Raw genomic sequence first — 18,611 nt, forward strand, 5'->3', positions numbered from 1 at the left:
CCGGCCCGGGCGCCGCAGCCGCGAGGCCGCCGGCAGCAGCAGGGGATGACAAGGCATGCTGGATGAAAGGCCGCCCGCACACGGGGGACTGAAGGCGGGGCTGCTCAGGCTCGCCGGCGGGCTGGACCTGGTGAACGCCTGGGTCGGCCGGGTCATCGCCTGGCTGGCGCTGGCCATGGTGCTGGTGACCTTTCTGGTGGTGGTGCTGCGCTACGGCTTCGACGAGGGCTCCATCGCCCTGCAGGAATCCGTCACCTACATGCACGCCACGCTGTTCATGCTCGGGGCGGCCTTCACCCTCCAGCAGAACGGCCATGTGCGCGTGGACATCTTCTATCAGCGCTTCGGCCCACGTGCGCGCGCCTGGGTGGACCTGCTGGGCACCCTGTCGCTGCTGATCCCGGTCAGCCTCTACATCCTCACGGCTTCCTGGGACTATGTCGCGGAGTCCTGGGCCGTGCGGGAGGGCTCGCGGGAAGCGGGCGGCCTGCCCTATGTCTATTGGCTGAAGACGCTCCTGGTGGTGATGCCGCTGCTGTTGCTGCTGCAAGGCCTGGTCTGGGCGCTGCGCAGCGGGCTCTTCCTGGCAGGCGTGGCATCCGCGGCGCCGCCCGGGGCGGCGCACCAGGCGCCGGCGGCGGGGGCGGGCGACACCAGCGCGGAGGTGCCAGACGATGGCTGAGCTGATGCCGCTGCTGCTCTTTCTGGCGGTCGGCGCGGTGCTGCTGCTGGGCTATCCGGTGGCGCTGTCGCTGGGCGGCACGGCGCTGGTGTTCGCCTACCTCGGCGAGTGGCTGGGGCTCTTCGACCACGCCTTCATCGAGGCGCTGCCGAACCGGATCTACGGCGTCATGACCAACGAGACGCTGATCGCCGTGCCGCTCTTCGTCTTCATGGGCGTGATGCTGGAGCGCTCCAAGGTGGCGGAGAACCTGCTCGACACCATGGCGCTGCTGTTCGGGCCCATGCGCGGGGGGCTCGGCATCTCGGTGACGGTGGTAGGCATGCTGCTGGCCGCGAGCACCGGCATCGTCGGCGCCACGGTGGTGACCATGGGGCTCCTGTCCCTGCCCACCATGCTGCGCCGCCACTATGACCCGAGCGTGGCCGCCGGCACCATCTGCGCCTCCGGCACGCTCGGGCAGATCATCCCGCCCTCCATCGTGCTGGTGCTGCTGGGGGACGTGCTCTCGGCGGCCTACCAGCAGGCGCAGCTGGACATGGGCATCTTCTCGCCGGACACGGTGTCGGTGGGGGATCTCTTCATCGGCGCGCTGATTCCGGGCCTGCTGCTGGTGGGGGCTTACATCGGCTATATGCTGGGTGTGGCCATCTTCCGCCCCGCCGCGGTGCCGGCCATCCCGGCGGCGGAGCGCCCGCAGCACGACTGGCGCTTCTGGCTGCGGGTGCTCAGGGTGCTGCTGCCGCCGCTGGGGCTCATCGTCGCCGTGCTGGGCTCCATCCTCTACGGCATCGCCACGCCCACGGAGGCGGCCTCGGTGGGGGCCGTGGGCGCACTGCTGCTGGCGGCCGTGCAGCGCCAGCTGGGCCTGCGCACGCTCACTGCGGTGGTGCGGCAGACCACCATCGTCACCAGCATGGTGTTCCTGATCTTCATCGGCGCGGCCGTCTTCTCGCTGGTGTTCCGGGGCTTCGGCGGCGACGAGGTGGTGACGGACTTCCTCACCGGCCTGCCCGGCGGCGTCGTCGGCGCCGTGGCGCTGGTGATGCTGGTGATGTTCCTGCTCGGCTTCATCCTGGACTTCATCGAGATCACCTTCGTGGTGGTGCCCATCGTCGGGCCGGTACTGTTGGCCATGGGCCTCGACCCCGTCTGGCTCGGCGTGATGATCGCCATCAATCTTCAGACCTCCTTCCTGACGCCGCCCTTCGGCTTCTCCCTGTTCTACCTGCGCGGGGTGGCGCCGCCGGAGGTCACCACGCCGCAGATCTACCGCGGCGTGCTGCCCTTCATCGTGCTGCAGCTGCTGATGCTGGGTGCGCTGGCGCTGTTCCCGGGGCTGGCCACCTGGCTGCCGGATACCATTTACTCCTGAGCGGCCACGCGCCTGCCAGAGCGTTCCCGCACCATTCCCGGCGGCGCCGATGCAGTCGACAGCGCACCGCAGGCCGGTACAGAATCGGGTACATCCTCAGCGGAGGCCAGACATGCGCATCACCGCCAATGCACCGCCGCGCGCCTCGGCCTTCGGGCAGGCGGTGCGCTTCAGCGTCGCCGACTACCACCGCATGGGGGAGGCCGGGATTCTCGGGCCCGAGCTGCGCACCGAGCTCATCGACGGGGAGGTCGTGGAAACGCCGCCCATCGGACATCCGCACGCCGGGACGGTCAAACTGCTGTCGAATCTGCTGAAAGAGCATTTGGGGGCGGCAGCCATCGTGTCGGTGCAGGATCCGGTCTGGCTCAACGACCACACCGAGCCCCTGCCGGACCTCGCCCTGCTGCGACCACGCCCGGACTACTATCGCAACGGCCATCCGACGCCTGGGGACGTCCTGCTCATCATCGAGGTGGCGGACAGCAGCCTCAGCTACGACCGCGACGTGAAGCTGCCGCGCTACGCCCTCGCCGGCATCCCCGAGGTCTGGCTCGTGGACCTGGCCGGTCGCCGGCTGCTGCGGCACCGCCAACCCGCAGGCGGCACCTATGCCGACGTGGCGGAGCTGGCGGACCTGAGCGCCGTGTCCCTGCCCCAAGCCCTGACCCAGTCCCTGACCCAGCCCCTGACCCAGCCCCTGACCCAGCCCGACGACACCGCGGCGAGCCTGGACCTGCGTGCCCTGTTCTGAACGCTGCCCGCGCTGACCGGTTCTGCACCGAGCGCGGCCGCAAATGCGAGGAGCGGTTCACGCTATGCAGCGGCGAGGACAACCAGAGGTTGGGGAGCACTGCCTGTCGGCAGACTGAAGTCCGCGCGCCCCAGGGTGCCGACTGACGTCAGCGGCCCCGGGGCCGGCCTCGCGACCTCCGCAGCGCGGCACCAGGCTCAGGGTGCCGACGGCGCGTCCTGCTGCAAGTCCGCAAGGCACAGGGCGGCCATCCGCTCGGCGTCGTCCGCCGCCGCAAGCATGCCGGCGGCGGCCGTGGGCGACAGGTACCAGCCGAGCGGGAAGAGCACGCTTCCATCCACCAGGTCGCACCGGCGCACGAGGTCCGGCTCGTCTGCCACGGGTGCCGCGCTCACCCGCCCCCGCAGCAGCCGCCCCCGCAGCAGCCGCCAGGCCTGCACCGCACGGCAGACGTCCGCCTCCGCCACACGCCCGTTGGCGCCGGTGCCGATGGCGTTGAAGGCGGTGACCGCGGGCCCGAGCAGATCAGGATAGATGTCGAGGCCCCTCGGGCTCGGCGCCTGCATGGGCGCACAGCCTTGGATAGAGCTGTCTGCCGGCATGCGTGACTGCACGTCGGGCTCCGCCGTCGGCTCGATGCCGTTGCGGATGTGGATGGCCTGCGGCAGCAGCCGGCGCTGTGCCGCTTCCCGCAGGTCTTGGTCGAGACCGCAGGGGTCGGACGCCGTTGTCCCGGGCTCGCCGGATCCGGTCTCACCCGAGCTTGGCGCACCCGCCTGGCGCCCGATGGGCCCGAACAGGCAGCGGGTGAAGGCCCGAATGATGTCGGCGGTGGTCTGCCCGCCGCCGTTGTCGAAGTAGCCGCCGTCGGCGAGGTGGTGGCGATTCACCGGAGCCGCCTCGGGTGGGCTGTCCGCGGCACCCGTGCCCGCGGCGGCCTGCGCCGGTGCCCCGGCGGGCTCTGGCTTGGCAGTCCGGTGGACGCTGCCGATGGCGTTGACATAGGTGAAGCGCGCCGAGTTGTGGGCAGCGGTGCTGAGCGGCACGCCGGTCCCGAGCACCGCGAGCTGGTCCACGGCAGAGGGAAAGGCGGCGGCGCCGATGCGAATGGGGCTCGCGATGGCGCGGCTGCCGTCCTCGACGCGGGTGCTGTTCAGGAACAGGTGGGGTGGCGCTGCATTGACCTCCACCAGGGGCCGGCGCAGCGCCGGCAGGGCCGCCTCCAGCGACCGCTCGAGCCAGAGCCCGCGACCGAGCATGCCGCAGCCGGGCGTGCGGCACCAGTGCACCGGCCCGGCCGCTACCGAGGTGGGCAGGAAGGCGCCGAGCACGTCGTCGAACAGCCAGGCGGAAAGCAGTGGTGTGAGCAGGCTCGCGTCGGCGACACGGTGGATGCAGTCGGGCGTCGCTTGCTGGCGGCAGGCGGTCCAGACGGCGGCACCGATGGCGCCGCCGGAGACGCCGGAGATGGAGAAGGTGCGGGCCGCGAACGACGGGTCCGCCTGCGCCTGGCGGTCCAGCACCAGCGCCGTCCAGTAGGCCGCCCGGATGCCGCCGCCCTCCGCGGAGACGAAGTACACCGGCACCGGGTCGTCCGGGCCGCCGCCGGCGTCCGCGAGCCGGGAGCTTATGAACGCGCCGATGGCGCTGTCGAGCGCGCGGCGGGCATCCCCCTGCGCCTCAACGGGCTCGCCATCGGTCTCGGCACCGGGCGCAGCAGGGGACGCAGCACCGGGCTCAGCAGGGGGCGCAGCACTGAATGCGGCAACCGCCGCCACTGGCCATGCCACACCGCCGGGCGCCAGCAGCCGGTCCGCCACCCAGAGCACCGGGAGCGCCAGCAGCACCAGGAGCACGAAAAAGCCGACATCCACGGCCATGTGGCGGCGATGGCCGCGCGCCTCGCGGGCCACCAGGCCGAGGCGTGACAACGGCTGCGTGAGCCAGGCGAGCCGGTTCACGAGCCACGCAAACCAGCGCGGCTCCTCCCGCTGCAGCCGCACCGTGAGCCGCAGCCAGGTCCAGTAGAGCGCCAGCACCAGCAGGGCCGAGAGCACCAGCTGCGCGGCCCACATGCCCCAGAGCACCGGCGCACCGACGGCGGCGTAGGGTTCTGTGAGGACGCGGTGATTGTCGGTGACACCCAACAGGCTCAGCACACCGGCCAGCACCACCAGCAGCAGCACCCAGGGCATCCCCTGGCGCTGGGCGGCCTGCGCGATGAGACCCAGCACACAGGTCCACAGCGTGAGCGCCAGCGCAATGACGGCGACGGTCACCGGCACCTGCCCGGCCAGAAAGAGGTCCATCGCCCGCAGCGCCTGAAACAGCACCAGGGACAGCACCGGCAGGGTCAGCGGCGCCCGCCGCAGCAGCATCAGAAACCGATAACCGTAGCCCGCGAGCTCGTCCTCCGACTCGTCCAGGCGCACGGCGTTGTAGTAGAGCGCATGCTTGCGCGGCAAGCCGCAGGGGCCTGGCGCAGCCGCAGGCCGCGGTGCCGTCGCCTCCCGGCCCCGGTCATGGGCGAAGCCGGCGAGGATCGCGAAGCCGAGCAGCACCGTGGCGAGCGCGAAATCCCACAGCACCAGCCCGGTGGCCTCTGCGGTCTCGACGTTGCCGAGCCCCGCCGCCAGGCCGGCGGCGGCCACGCGCATGGCATCGCCACTGGCAAGACCGGCGAGCGCGGTGAGGATCAGGATGGGCAGCAGGCCGAGCCAGCGCGCCCACCACTTGGCGAAGGTGTCGCGCCCGTCCTGCGCCCGGGCGCCGCCGCCGGCCATGCGCGAGGGGGCGGCGCTGCCCTGGGCGGCGGGCGTCCCGTCGGCCGCCACCGGCTCATCGGCCCGGAGCATGTCCACCTCCGGCGAGCGCATGCGCGCCGGGATGCGCGACCAGAGCCAGCTGGCATACGCGAGCATCCAGACAGCGAGGATGGTCACGACGATGGCGCCGAGCACCCAGGGCAAGAGCCATTGGTCTGCGGTCACGGCGGCGCCGGAGACACGCTCGCGAGCCAGTCCCTGGGCCATGCCCACGAGCACGTCCCGGCTCTGATTCATGCCGAGGGCGAGCGCCCCGAACAGCCCGAGCATGGCCAGCACGTAGCGGCTGCGCCAGAGGACGCGCGCGACAGCAAGACGCAGCAGCGCGCGGTCGCGCCGGCGCGCGGCCTGCGGCTCGCCGGGACTGAAGAGCACACCGAACAGCCACAGCCCGAAGAGCAGGAGCACGACGCCGACGGCCAGGGACAGGAGCCGGAGCTTGATCCAGGCCGCGGTATTCATCACCGCATAGGCGGCATCGCGCGCGGGCTCCCCGGCGGCCGCGAGGCGCCACGCCTGCCAGTTCTCCACCCAGTCCGCGCCCAGGAGCGCCGCGGGCGGCAGCGCCAGCAGGAGCATCCAGGGCCAGGCCTGCGCCGGGCTGTCCGGCGCGTCGAGGGCGCCGTGCGCACCGCAGCGGCGGCCGTGCCGGTCGGCGATGAGCTCGGCGAGCAGGCGTATGCCGAGCAGCGCCAGCAGCGGCGCATAGGCGAGCCCCCACAGGCTGTCCAGGGCCACCAGCCAGGGCACGGATCGCGTCTGCGCCGGGGTCCAGCAGGCCTGCACCAGCCGGCTGCGGTGGCCCGCATCCTGAAGCCCGTCGCAGGCCTGCACGATCACCGGCGGCTCCCCTTTCGGCGCGAGCTGACCGCCCGCGACAAAGTCCATAAAGCCCAGATCGGTGCTCACGGCGAGCAGTGCGTTGCCGGCCACCACCAGCACGCCGAGCAGGACGGTCACCGCGAGCCAGGTCCAGAGCAGATCAGCCCCCCAGGGACAGCAGCAGACCCGATACAGAAATCCTCGTGGCGCCTCCCCGGCCCGTGCCTGGGAGCGCGTTGCTCGGCTGCGGTCTGACATGGATGCCTCCGGTGCCTACTGCGGACTGTCAGGCCCGCAGTATGCCGCAGCGGGCGGGCGTCGGCGCCATGGCACGCCGGCGAGCGGCCACGGCCGGCCGGCCGCCGGCGGCAGCAGGTGTCATCGGTGCACCAGCATGGGCACGACAGCTGCCCGCCGCACAGCAGCGCTGAGGGCTCGGCGCCGGGGGCGAAGGACAGACAGGTGAGCTGGGCCGACAGGTCAGCGCGGCACGCTGCCGGGTCTTGCTCGTGGAGGGGCTCGCGGCCTTTGGCCGGCGGGGGCCGGGAGCCGCCCGCTGTGGCGCGCGGGTGCGCCAGGCGTCTGCGAGCGCCAAGGTCAGTGGTGGCGGGTCAGGGGCGGTAGTCCGCCTCGGCACCGGGGGCGGTGGTGATGGGCGGGAGCATGTCGGTGGCCTGCATCAGGCCGCGGAAGAGCGCCGACTGCGGCTCGCGGAACATAACGCCGACGCCGCTGTTGTCGCCGTGGATGACGACGGCGGGGATGAGCCAGTCCCGGCCCAGGCAGCTCAGCTCCAGCTCGATGGGCGTACCGGCGGGGAGCGTCAGCGACTGCACCGACAGGAACATACCGCCCACGGAGAGATCCCGCGCCGTGGCGCCCAGGAAGGGGCGGCGGCCGTAACGGATGTAGACCGGCAGATCGATGCGGTGTCGCGCGGCGTAACGGCGTTCGTTGATCACGTCAGGTAGTCCCCACTCGGATTCGCTCTTATCCCGACATCTTAGGATATGTTCTTGACAACGAAATTCAGCTTTTGTGACCAAATTATTTCTGAACAAAGGGAAATTGCATGGGAGTCAATGCCTTCTAGGTGCGGCCGGGGGAAGCCCCGACAGGCGCGACGGCGGGGAGCGGATGCGGGTTTGCGGACCGACAGGCATCCGCCGCTGTGCGCGCGGCCCCGGCGCCCGCTGGCGCTGGCGCCCAACAGCGCCGGGCCGGCCGAGCCGGCGAGCTGGGCACCCGCACGCCGAGCGTCAGCAGGAGCCTGGATGCCCCGGGCGCAGGGTCCGACCCGCGGCGGCGGATGAGCCGTAGACGCGGCTGTGGCGAACCCTTGTCCACAGCACACCGAGGGGCGGCGTTCGTTGTATCTTTGCCTGTGTCGGCAGACCACCGACGGCGCTGAGGGGCTTACCCGCACACGCGAATCAGGTCATCACGGCCCAGCAGACGACGGAGGACGCACCGTGGACCGCCAACAGGCCGCCAAGTACATGCTGGATTGCCTGCGCACGATGTTGCAGCGCAAGGGGTCCGATCTCTTCATCTCCGCGGACTTTCCGCCCGCCTGCAAGATCGACGGCAAGCTGACGCCGCTCACCGAGTCGCGGCTCACACCGGAGCAGACCTCCACCCTGGTGCGCTCCATCATGAACGACCACCAGATCCGGGAGTTCGACGCCACCAAGGAGTGCAACTTCGCCATTGCGCCACCGGGCATCGGGCGCTTCCGCGTCAATGTGTTCGTCCAGCAGGGGCGCACGGGGGCGGTGCTGCGCATCATCCCCACGGACATCCCGAAGATCGAAGACCTCAACCTGCCCCCCATCCTGCGCGACCTGATCCTGACCAAGCGCGGGCTCGTCCTGGTGGTGGGCGGCACCGGGTCGGGTAAGTCCACCACGCTTGCGGCCATGCTCGGCTACCGCAACGCCAACACCTTCGGCCACATCATCACCATCGAAGACCCGGTGGAGTTCGTGCACAAGCACGACAAGTGCCTGATTACCCAGCGCGAGGTGGGCGTGGACACCCAAAGCTGGGACAACGCCCTGGTCAACACCCTGCGCCAGGCGCCCAACGTCATCCTGATCGGCGAGATCCGCACCCGGGAGACCATGGAGCACGCCATCAACTTCTCCGAGACGGGCCACCTGTGCCTGTCCACGCTGCATGCCAACAACGCCGACCAGGCCCTGGACCGCATCATCAACCTCTTTCCCGAAGAGCGCCGGGCGCAGCTCCTGATGGACCTGTCGCTGAACCTGAAGGCCGTCATCAGCCAGCGTCTCATCGGCAAGGTGGGCGGCGGGCGCATCGCCGCGGTGGAGATCATGATCAACTCGCCGCTGATCCAGGACCTGATCTTCAAAGGCAAGGTGCACGAGATCAAGGCCGTCATGCGCAAGTCCAAAGAGGGCGGCATGCAGACCTTCGATATGGCCCTGTTCGACCTCTACGAGGCGGGCCAGATCTCCTACGAGGACGCCCTGCGCTCCGCCGACTCCATGACCGACCTGCGCCTGCGCATCAAGCTGGAGGGCAAGGATGCGGAGGAACACGACGTGCTGGGCGACGTGGACGGGCTCTCCATCGTCGGCGACGACGACGAGCCCGGCACCTTCGGCGCGCACTGACGCCTGCTCGGGGAGCCAACGCCATGGACTTCACGCCCTACCTGGAGATGATGATCCGCAAGAAGGCCTCGGACATCTATGTCAGCGCCGGCTGCCCGGTGCGCATCAAGATCGAGGGCCAGCTGCACGACATCGGCACCACCGTCTACAGCCCCCAGATGTGCCTGGACGCGGTGCATGCGCTGATGGACGAGGCGCAGATCGCCGCCTTCGAGGCGGAGCGGGAGCTGGACTTCGCCGTCGGCCTGGAGGACCGCGGGCGCTTTCGCATCAATGCCTTCCACCAGCGCGGCCACGCCGGCATGGTGATCCGCTATCTCAGCAACACGATTCTCACCTGCGAGGAGCTGGGCCTGCCGGAGGTGCTGAAGGAGCTGGTCATGCACAAGCGCGGCATCGTGCTCATGGTGGGCGCCACCGGCTCCGGCAAGTCCACCACGCTCGCCGCGATGATCGACCATCGCAACAAGCACAGCTCGGGTCATATCCTGACCATCGAGGACCCGGTGGAGTACATCCACCCGCACCAGGGCTGCGTGGTGAACCAGCGCGAGGTGGGCGTGGACACCAAGTCCTATGCGGCGGCGCTCAAGAGCTCACTGCGCGAGGCGCCGGACGTGGTGCTCATCGGCGAGATCCGCACCCGCGAGACCATGGAGGCCGCCATCGAGCTCTCCGGCACCGGCCACCTCGCCATCTCCACCCTGCACGCCAACAACGCCCACCAGGCCATGCAGCGCATCATCAACATGTTCCCGCAGGAGCTGCACAAGACCCTGTACCTGGACCTCTCGCTCAACATGCGCGCCATCATCTCCCAACGCCTGGTGCGCACGGTGGACGGCAAGCGCACCGCCGCCATCGAGATCCTGGTAAACACCCCGCACATCGCCGACCTCATCCGCGATGGGCGCATCGACGAGATCCAGGACGCCATGGCCAGCACCGAAGAAGGCGGCATGACCACCTTCGACAACGCTCTGCTGCGGCTCTACCGCTCCGGCCGCATCGACCTGGATGAATGCCTGGTAAACGCCGACTCGCGGGCGAATCTGGAGGCGCGGATCAATTTCGGTTGAGGCAGGCGGGGCTCGCCGGGTGCGGCACGCTGCCATCGCGCAGGCCAAACCCGGCTCACAGACCCGCAGCACCTCCCAGACGCATCCCGCCATTCGCGCGGCGCTCGCGGCGCGCAGCCTGCGCACCGTCGTGCTCTGGGTGCCCGGCACCCGGCAGCCGGGGATGCCGGATGAGCGCGGGCGCGACCCTGGGCTGGTGTAAGCCTCGGCCCGCGACCATGACACCTGGACTGCATCGCGTCTGCGGGGCCTGAACAGCGGGCGTCCGCTCAACGCGACACACCGAACACGCGCCGGATGTCCCGTCAGCGGCCCCGCAGCCATCGGGCAAGGCAGCAGGAGTCATGCCACACTATCGGTGCTTGCCATGTCTGCCTGGAAAACCGCCCCGACAGTCGGAGCTCGATGAGATGACCACCCAACGTCTCGACCGCATCACAATCAATCCACAGCAAATGGCAGGCGAGCCCTGCTTGCGGTCACTGCGCATCCCGGTCGCGACCGTCGTCGGCATGGTGGCCGACGGAATGCCCGAGTCCCAAATCCTCGCCGCTTACCCCGATTTAGAGGCGGAAGATATCCGCCAAGCACTCCTGTTCGCAGCCGAGGCGGTTCGTGAGCGCGAGCTTCCTTTGCTGACAGGAACGTGAAATTCCTAATCGACAACGCCCTGTCGCCGCTGATTGGCGCGCGCCTGGCAGAGGCCGGGCACGATGCGATCCATGTACGAGACATCGACATGGCGACAGCGATGGACGAGCGCATCTTTGCCCGCGCGGCGGCAGAACATCGGATTCTGGTGTCCGCCGATACGGACTTCGGAACGTTGCTTGCGGCGTCTGGAACACACCGCCCCTCCTGTATTCTTTTTCGTCGTAGGACAGGTCATTGGCCAGAGCAACAAGCAGCCCTGCTGCTGCTGAACCTGCCCGGCATCAAGGCTGATCTGGCGGAGGGCGCGATGGTGGTCTTCGACGAAACGCGCATTCGGGTGCGCCGATTGCCGATTTGAGTTGCCGATGGGGAGACCCTCGCCGGGCTCGCAGCGCAACAGGGTTTTGTGTGCCGGCACCTGCGCCAGCTCATCCGGCACACACTTAGCGATGTGCCCCTCGGTGCAGTCTTGAAAGACCAATGGCTTGGTCAGCCACCGTGCTCAATCGGCCCCCAGCATCTCCCCCAGGTCCGCCGCCGCGAGCCGCTCGCCCACCCGCTGCAGGTGCGCCATCAGCGCGGGCTCCAGCCGGGCGTAAGCATCGGCGTCCGGAACGCGCTTGACCACAACGCCGAGCAGCTCCGTGATGGCGTTGCCGATGGAGTTCTGGCTGATGGTGACGAACAGCCGGCCGTCGTCGCCCCCGTACCCACGATAGATCAGCTGCTTAAAGGCAGGCTCCCAGCGGATGGCGTTGGCATAGGCGGGCTCTTTGATGCAGCGCTCGCGGATGGTCTTGGCGGTGCCCATGAAGGCGTCGTTGGCGAGCAGCACCCGCTCCACGGCGGCCGGGAAGTAGAGGTCCGGCAGCGGGTCCGCGTTGCGGCTGGAGACCTGGCTGAAGAAGGTCCGGTAGAAGTCGAGGAAGCCCATGAGCAGGGCGTCGTACTCATGCCAGAAGCGCATGTCGCTGAGCGCCGCGGCGCCCCCCGCGATCTCCCAGCAGGGCAGGCCCTGCGGATAGCCCGTGAGTGCGAGCGCGGACGCCGCGCCGCGCGCCGGGCGCAGCAGCTCCAGGTCCAGCGCGGTGTCGAAGAAGGCGCGGTAGACATCGCGCATGTGCGCCTGGAACAGGCTGTGCTGGCCGCCGTCGGTGAGGTTCGGGTTGCTCGGGTCGGCGAGCTCGGCGGCGCGCAGGTCCGCCATCGGGAAGACCATGAAGTGGTTGTGCAGCATGCGGATGCTGGGCACCCCGGGCGCCGTCAGCGGCCAGGTGGCGTCCAGACTCGCCTCGCCCGCCAGCACCAGGGCCTCGGCCGGGTCCGGCCAGTGCTCCAGCATGTAGCCGATGATGACCGCGTTCATGCGGTTCCAGACCCGGCGCACCCGCTCCGGCACCTGGGTGCGACGCACCGGGCGGCCGAGCGGGTTCAGGATCTCCCGCGCCGTGTTGTAGATGATGGAGCAGTCGAAGGTGCCCGAGTGGCCGAGGGCCTTGCGGTACAGCAGCAGGTGCTCCGGGTTGCTGAGCAGGCCGTTGTTGCTGACCAGGTCGTTCAGGTTCTCGGCGCTGTTGAAGAACTCGTTGGGCGCCATGCCCTCCGGAACATCCAGCGGGATCGGGCGGAAGGGCGTGACGAGCTGGCGGGGGCCTGTCTGCATGGCGGGCTCCTTCTCGGTGCGCTTGGGGATCGGCGCCGCGCAGTGTAGCGCCCTACACCGCATAACCCTACTCTGCCGGTCGTTTTTCCGCCCGGCAGTCGCCCAGCGCCGCCGGTTGTCCTCGGCGCCGCCGGCTGTCCTCATCGCCGCCGGCTGTCTCCATGGCCGGCGGCTTGACCGGGACCGGCTGCCGTGCCGGGCCTTGGCGCACAACGCCGAGCCTGAGCGCGGACAGGCGCAAGCGGCCCACCGCGGCCGGCGCTATCCTGTTGCCCTGAACCCGCCCACGCGGAGACCCTGCTGACGCCCGGGAGACGCCATGCTCATCACCTTCAAGACCCCCTCCTATGCCGACATCACCATGTTCGGCGACGTCGCCAAGGCATTGATCAAAATGATGGGCCACAGCGGCACCGTCCCCGGCGCCATCCTCGCCGAGGACGTGCCCAGGGCCCTGGAGAGGCTCCGGGACGCCGTTGCGCGCAACCCCAACGCACCGCTCAACCCGGAGCGCGGGGATGATGACGACGAGGATGCCCGCCGGGAAAGCGTGAGTCTCGCCAAGCGCGCCCTGCCGCTGGTCGAGCTGCTGGAGGCGGCCGCGCGGGACGAGAAGAACGTGATGTGGGAGCAGAGCTGAGGCGGGGCGTGAGCATCGGCCGGCGGCTGCGCTGACGGAGCCGCCGGCTGCTGCACAGGGCCCGCGATTTGCGGGCTGCACCGCCGGCTTCAGTCAGTGTCGGCGGACTCTGCGTCTGCCGTCTGCGGCGGCTCCTGGTTCACCGGCGACTCCGGGTCCAGAAGGTAGGCCATCACGTCGGCGATCTGCTGCTGGGTCAGGGTCCCATGGTGGCCGAAGCGCGGCATGGTCGTGCACGGGAAGAACAGGTTCGGGTTGTAGAGGATCTGATAGGTGTGCTTCAGCATGGCCTCGCTGGTGCCGCGCAGCCGGCCGTAACCGGTGAGGCTCGGGCCCACGGTGCCATAGGCGATCTCGTTCGGGTCCAGTTGGTGGCAGGCGTAGCAGTTGCCGCCGGGCGTGCGCTCGTCGTGGTTGTCCACGCGATGGCCGATGCGGTAGCCGAAGCCGGAGCGGGCGATCTCCTCGCCGCGCTGCCAGTCGCCGAGCGCAACGCCGTCTTCCGGAAACTCGATGGTGTCATCCGCCAACGCGCTGATCTTCGCCGCCGTGGCCCGGTCCAGGTCTGTGCCGCTGCGGGCGATGGCGGAGCAGACCTTTTGCGTGCGGTCCTGGGTCATGCGCTCGCGCGCGGTGCCGCCGTCCTGCGTCTTGGCGTCGAGGTCGAAGCCGCCCGCCTCGAAGACCAGGTAGTCGGCGAGCTCTTCCGCGCTCATGGCGGTGTAGGCGGCCTCGGGCGCCGGCGGGGCGGCCATGGCGGCGGCGGACAGTCCGAGCAGCGCCGCGGCTGCGAGGGCGCTGCGTACCGGGGAGCGGTGTACCGGGGAGCGGTGTACCGGGGTGCCGTGTACAGGGGAGCGGTGGGTCGCTGGGTGTGTCATGGCTGGGTCCTCCTGGCTGATGGCGGTGCTCAACGCTTCTTGTCGGGCAGAATGGCCGGCTCGCCGCGGGCCGCGTCGGTCCAGAAGGACATGAGCGCGATGGCGGCATCGGAGCCGGGGATGCTCTGCGGCTGGCGCATCTGCCAATAGCAGCCGCGGATGCGGTGATTACTGCTGCGGACCTGCTGATGCCCGACGCGGTAGGCGGGCCAGGAGATGGCCTTCGTCCACTCGTGCGGCTCGTTGATGTTGGGCAGCACCGAGGCGCGGATGCGCTTGCCGGTGTTGGTGTGGCAGGTGGCGCAGCTGAAGTCCGAGGTGCCGGCGCGGCGATAGAACAGCACCTCGCCCGCGTCACGCATGGCCTGCTCCAGCGGGTGGTCCATGGGCGGGTTCCAGGGCAGGCCGCTGGATCGGTTGGCGATGTAGGTCTGCAGCTTCATCATGTCGGAGTCCGAGCCGTGGCGTCGCTTCACCTCCGGGTCCTCCGGCGAGAAACCCTGGATGCTGGTCATGCAGTACGCGAGCCGGCTCTCCAGGTCCATCACGCGGCCGGTATCCTCAAAGAACCGCGGCAGCTCCACATAGACGCCGTCCACGACGCCCGGGCCTTTGCCGAGGTCGCAGGTCTCCAGCGACTTGTTGTTCGGACCGCGCTCCTCGAAGAACAGGTCCTTGCCTTCCTCGGCGGTCCAGAGCGCCGCGTTGTCCGGCATCATCATGATGTTCTGCTCGCTCTGGGTCAGGTACGCGGATTCGTTGTCGTCGATGAGCCCCTGCAGCACGTCCTCCGGCGCGCGGAGCTCGTCCGCGATCGCGGCGGTGGTCAGCAGGGCCGCCAGGGTGGCGGCGGTTGTGATGGTTTTGTACATAGGCAGCTTGCCCTCCCTTCAACCGGGGGTGTCGTTGTGGTGGTGGTGAGCCGCTGTGCGCCCGGCCGACGCCTAGGCTGAGCGCGGGCCGAGGACGCGGCCGCGGGGGAGCAACATATGGTCGGCCGCGCATGTCAATCCTTCGAGAATCTGATTTTATCGACAGGATTTCCCGATGCATCGCCGCCTGCAGCGGGCGGCTTCGGTGCCGGCCGGCAAACGGCGGCACCCAGCGCCGTCGCGCCGATGGCGGACCGCTGAGGCAAGTCCATGGACCGCACGCACCATGGCGGGAGATGCAATCGCGCCGGGCCGTTTAAGCTGCATGGCTGTCCCTGCCACCTTGCGAGGACCATGAGCAGCCTGCCGGAGCGCGCGCGCACGCCGGCCCACCCGCCGCAAGGCCAAGGACCAGGCGCGCCCGCCGGCATCTGTCGGGCCCGCCCGATGCCACACACACAAGCTCGCCGACGGACATGAACGCCGCCGCCCTGCCCGCCCTCGAGACCCTGTTCCATGCCTCGCCCATGGGCGTCAGCTTCTCCGTGAGCCGGGTCTTCCGCGAGGTCAACGACCGGTTCTGTGCCATCAGCGGCTATACCCGGGACGAGCTGATCGGGCAGCCCACGCGGCTCCTGTACGCCTCGGAGGAGGATTACGCGGCGGCCGGCGAGGCCCTGCTCGCTCGTCAGCCCCAGGCGCAGCTCGACGTGCAGATGCGCCGCAAGGATGGCCGGATCATCGACCTCGCCCTGCACATCACGGCCCTGCGGCCGGGCGACCCCGAATCCGGCATCATCGCCTCCGTGCTCGATGCCACGCCGTATCGCCGCGCGCAGGCGCTGCTGCGGCTGCGCGCTGAGATCTCGGACGCCGTCGGACACGGGGATCGCGGTGTCTTGTTGTCTGCCGCCCTCCGCGAGGCCCTGTCGGCGACCCGCAGCAGCGTCGCGCTGCTGCAACTGCCCGCGCTGGATGCCGATACGCCCTGGCTGGACGCCGACGCCCGGTGCGGCGCCGACGGGCGTGTGGACTGCTCGCTGGGCGGCGCGGACGCAGGCACCGGGCAACCGGCCGGGGACAGCCTGCTTGGCCATTGTCGCCGCCAAAGCATGGCGGCCGTCGAGACACGCAGACCCGTCGGACTGCCCCAGGGTGCCGCCGCGAGCACGGACAACCCCTTGGCCGTGCCGCTGCTGCGCGGCGGGACCGTCGCCGCCGTCCTGACGGTCGCGGGCGCGGCTGCGGTCTACGAGGACGACGATGCGGAGCTGCTGCGCGAGATCGCTTCGATGGCCGCCGACGGCGTCAACGCCCTGCGCGACCGTGCGGCGCTGCGCGACAGCGAAGCGCGCGCAGCGCTCGCCAGCGACGTGGCCGGCATCGGCGTCTGGGATTGGAACATCGCGAGCGGCCGGGTCAGCGTCAACCAGGCCTACCTGCGCATGCTCGGCATGGGAGCTGGGCCCCTTGTCATCGACATCGACCAGTGGCAGGGGCTCATCCATCCGGACGATCGCGGGCGCATCGCCGCCGAGGGCGAGGCCGCACTGGCCGCTGACACGCAGTTTCAGACCGAATATCGGCTGCGCACCGCGGGCGGTGACTGGTGCCATGTGCTCTCCCGCGGGCGGGTCTTCGAGCGCGACGCCCAAGGCCGCCCGCTGCGCATGATCGGCACGCACACGGACATCACCGCGCTGCGCCGCACCGAAGCCGACCTGGGCACCGCCCGCGCGCGGCTGGACATGGCCCTGGAAGGTGGCAATCTGGGGCTGTACGAGGTGAACCTCGTGAAGGGTGCGCCGGAGCTGAGCGTGGACGCACGTTATCTGGCGCAGATCGGGCTCACCGAAGCCGATGGCGCCTTTACGCTGGAGCGCTGGCTCGGGCTGCTGCACCCCGAGGACCGCGGACGGCTCAGGCAGTGCATCGACGACTACGGTCATGGCGTCAGCGACGGTATGGAAGTCGAGTACCGGCTGCGCCATGCGGACGGCAGCTGGCGCTGGATCCTGGACCGCTCGCGGGTCTTTGAGCGTACCCCGGACGGTCGGGTGCAGCGCTCCGCCGGAGCCCATGTCGATGTCACGGTGCTCCGCCGCACCGAGGCGGACTTGCAGGCCACCCGCGACTGGCTGGAGCTGGCGGCGGAAGGCGGCGAGCTTGGCCTCTACGAGATCAATGTTGCCGACGGCACCAAGCGACTTGCCGTGGACGACCGCTACCTGGCACAGCTCGGGCTCACCCAGGCAGATGGCCCGCTCACGGTGGCGCGCTGGTTCGAGCTGCTGTATCCCGACGATCATGCGCACATGGAGCGCCTGATCGCGGACCTCGACGCGGGCAGAGCGGACAACTGGCACGCGGAGTACCGATTGCGACACGCCGACGGCAGCTGGCGCTGGATCCTGGACCGCGCCCGCGTCTTCGTGCGCACCACGGACGGGAAGATCCTGCGTGCCGCCGGCGCCCATCTCGACATCACCGAGCGCAAGGCCGCCGAAGAAGCACTCGCGGACCTGAACCGCACCCTGGAGGACCGTGTCGCCGCCCAGACCGCAGCGCTGCGCCGCCAGGCCGAGCAGCTGCGCGCGCTGGCAAGCCAGCTGAGCCGCACCGAGCAGCGCGAGCGCAAACGCCTCGCAACCATCCTGCACGACCACATCCAGCAGCTCATCGTCGCCGCGCAAATGCAGGTCGGTCAGCTCGCGCGCGCCGCCGACGGGTCGCGCCTGCGGGCGCCGGCGGAGGCGGCGAGCCAAGTGCTCAAGGAGGCACTGGAGGCGTCGCGCTCGCTCACCGTCGAGCTCAGTCCACCGGTGCTCCGTGACGCAGGTCTCATCGGCGGGCTCAACTGGCTCGCCACGCGCATGCGCGAGCGCCACGGCCTGGCGGTGCGGCTGCGCGCCGACACAGCCACCGAGCCCGCCGACGATGAGGTGCGCTTCCTGCTGTTCGAGTGCGCGCGCGAGCTGCTGCTCAACGTGAACAAGCACGCCGGCGTTACACAGGCGGAAATGACGCTGCTGCGATGCGCCCCAGGGGAGATCCGCCTCATCGTGAGCGACACCGGCCAGGGCTTCGATCCCGCGGTGCTGCAACACATCGAGCCCCAGGCCATGACCTTCGGGCTCTTCAGCATCCGGGAGCGCCTGGCCTACATCGGCGGCCGGATGGACATCGAGAGCGCACCCCACCGCGGCACCCGCGTGACCCTGGTCGTCCCCATGGCAGACCAGCCCGCGGCGGCCGGCACTGCTGCGGCGGCAGGTGATATCCTGCCGATGACGGTGCGCCACCGCGCGCAGCGCTGCCGGGTGCTAATCGTGGATGATCACCAGATCATGCGTGAAGGGCTCGCCGGGCTGTTGCAGGTGGAGCCCGACATCGAGGTGGTGGGCGAGGCCGCCGACGGCGAGCGCGCTGTCGCACAGGTCATGGCGCTCGCGCCCGACGTCGTGATCATGGACGTCAACCTGGGCACCGGCATCGACGGTATCGAAGCCACGCGCCGGCTGCTCGCGGTGGCGCCCGACACCACAGTAGTCGGCCTGTCGATGCACCTGGACCAGGAGGTGGCAGCGGCGATGCATGCCGCCGGCGCCGCCGCCTATGTCACCAAGGGCGGCCCGCCGGACGACCTGCTCACCGCAATCCGCGCCCACCGGCGGGGCTGAGTGCAACGGCACGCGCGCCGGGCGCCTGTCGGTGCCCTGCGT

Annotated in this window: 15 protein-coding genes; 10 read left to right on the top strand and 5 right to left on the bottom strand. The window is 69.9% G+C overall.

Annotated elements, in window-relative coordinates:
• Nucleotides 1-55 precede the first annotated feature (55 nt).
• From QZ607_RS03565 to QZ607_RS03575, 3 genes are all read left to right on the top strand, one after another.
• A complete protein-coding gene (locus QZ607_RS03565) occupies nt 56-682 on the top strand; it encodes a TRAP transporter small permease subunit (protein ID WP_295879737.1) in 627 nt (208 codons plus the stop codon).
• The gene (locus QZ607_RS03570; RefSeq protein WP_295879739.1) at nt 675-2,057 is read left to right on the top strand and encodes a TRAP transporter large permease subunit; all 1,383 of its coding nucleotides are present in this window, start codon (nt 675-677) and stop codon (nt 2,055-2,057) included. Before QZ607_RS03565 ends, QZ607_RS03570 begins: the two co-directional genes overlap by 8 nt.
• A 112-nt stretch (nt 2,058-2,169) precedes the next feature.
• A complete protein-coding gene (locus QZ607_RS03575; protein WP_295879741.1) occupies nt 2,170-2,811 on the top strand; it encodes a Uma2 family endonuclease in 642 nt (213 codons plus the stop codon).
• Between the two features lie 197 nt (nt 2,812-3,008).
• Here the strand turns inward: QZ607_RS03575 and QZ607_RS03580 are convergent, their stop codons facing one another.
• Entirely contained in the window at nt 3,009-6,716 is a 3,708-nt protein-coding gene (locus QZ607_RS03580; RefSeq protein ID WP_295879743.1) for a hypothetical protein, read from the bottom strand.
• Between the two features lie 353 nt (nt 6,717-7,069).
• Nucleotides 7,070-7,420, bottom strand: coding sequence for a PilZ domain-containing protein (locus QZ607_RS03585; protein WP_295879746.1), 351 nt, complete (start codon nt 7,418-7,420; stop codon nt 7,070-7,072).
• Nucleotides 7,421-7,930: 510 nt separating this feature from the next.
• Between QZ607_RS03585 and QZ607_RS03590 the strand changes: the two genes are divergently transcribed.
• The 5 genes from QZ607_RS03590 (at nt 7,931) to QZ607_RS03610 (ending at nt 11,191) form a co-directional block, all read left to right on the top strand.
• On the top strand, nt 7,931-9,100 hold the full coding sequence (locus QZ607_RS03590; RefSeq protein ID WP_295879749.1) for a PilT/PilU family type 4a pilus ATPase: 1,170 nt from the start codon (nt 7,931-7,933) through the stop codon (nt 9,098-9,100).
• Between the two features lie 23 nt (nt 9,101-9,123).
• Nucleotides 9,124-10,179 (top strand): PilT/PilU family type 4a pilus ATPase, encoded by a 1,056-nt coding sequence (locus QZ607_RS03595; RefSeq protein WP_295879751.1) that lies wholly within the window; start codon nt 9,124-9,126, stop codon nt 10,177-10,179.
• Between the two features lie 19 nt (nt 10,180-10,198).
• Nucleotides 10,199-10,381, top strand: coding sequence for a hypothetical protein (locus tag QZ607_RS03600; protein WP_295879753.1), 183 nt, complete (start codon nt 10,199-10,201; stop codon nt 10,379-10,381).
• 208 nt (nt 10,382-10,589) lie between these two features.
• Nucleotides 10,590-10,829, top strand: coding sequence for a DUF433 domain-containing protein (locus QZ607_RS03605; protein WP_295879754.1), 240 nt, complete (start codon nt 10,590-10,592; stop codon nt 10,827-10,829).
• Nucleotides 10,826-11,191, top strand: a complete 366-nt coding sequence (locus tag QZ607_RS03610; RefSeq protein ID WP_295879756.1) for a DUF5615 family PIN-like protein — start codon at nt 10,826-10,828, stop codon at nt 11,189-11,191. The genes QZ607_RS03605 and QZ607_RS03610 overlap by 4 nt, the downstream gene beginning before the upstream one ends.
• 144 nt (nt 11,192-11,335) lie before the next feature.
• On the opposite strand, the gene QZ607_RS03615 is transcribed toward QZ607_RS03610, so the two are convergent.
• Nucleotides 11,336-12,496 carry a hypothetical protein gene (locus tag QZ607_RS03615; RefSeq protein WP_295879759.1) on the bottom strand — a complete coding sequence of 387 codons (1,161 nt, stop codon included), beginning with the start codon at nt 12,494-12,496 and terminating at the stop codon, nt 11,336-11,338.
• Between the two features lie 319 nt (nt 12,497-12,815).
• Between QZ607_RS03615 and QZ607_RS03620 the strand changes: the two genes are divergently transcribed.
• Nucleotides 12,816-13,136 (top strand): DUF1840 domain-containing protein, encoded by a 321-nt coding sequence (locus tag QZ607_RS03620; protein ID WP_295879761.1) that lies wholly within the window; start codon nt 12,816-12,818, stop codon nt 13,134-13,136.
• Nucleotides 13,137-13,225: 89 nt separating this feature from the next.
• Here QZ607_RS03620 and soxX read toward each other — a convergent pair whose 3' ends face one another.
• Nucleotides 13,226-14,017 carry a sulfur oxidation c-type cytochrome SoxX gene (soxX, locus tag QZ607_RS03625; protein WP_295879763.1) on the bottom strand — a complete coding sequence of 264 codons (792 nt, stop codon included), beginning with the start codon at nt 14,015-14,017 and terminating at the stop codon, nt 13,226-13,228.
• A gap of 29 nt (nt 14,018-14,046) precedes the next feature.
• Nucleotides 14,047-14,889 (bottom strand): sulfur oxidation c-type cytochrome SoxA, encoded by an 843-nt coding sequence (gene soxA, locus QZ607_RS03630; protein ID WP_295879764.1) that lies wholly within the window; start codon nt 14,887-14,889, stop codon nt 14,047-14,049.
• 476 nt (nt 14,890-15,365) lie between these two features.
• Here soxA and QZ607_RS03635 point away from each other — a divergent pair, with 476 nt between their 5' ends.
• Entirely contained in the window at nt 15,366-18,569 is a 3,204-nt protein-coding gene (locus QZ607_RS03635) for a PAS domain-containing protein (RefSeq protein WP_295879766.1), read from the top strand.
• The last annotated feature ends 42 nt before the right edge of the window (nt 18,570-18,611 follow it).

It is taken from the genome of uncultured Thiohalocapsa sp., assembly GCF_913063425.1.
Lineage (GTDB): Bacteria > Pseudomonadota > Gammaproteobacteria > Chromatiales > Chromatiaceae > Thiohalocapsa.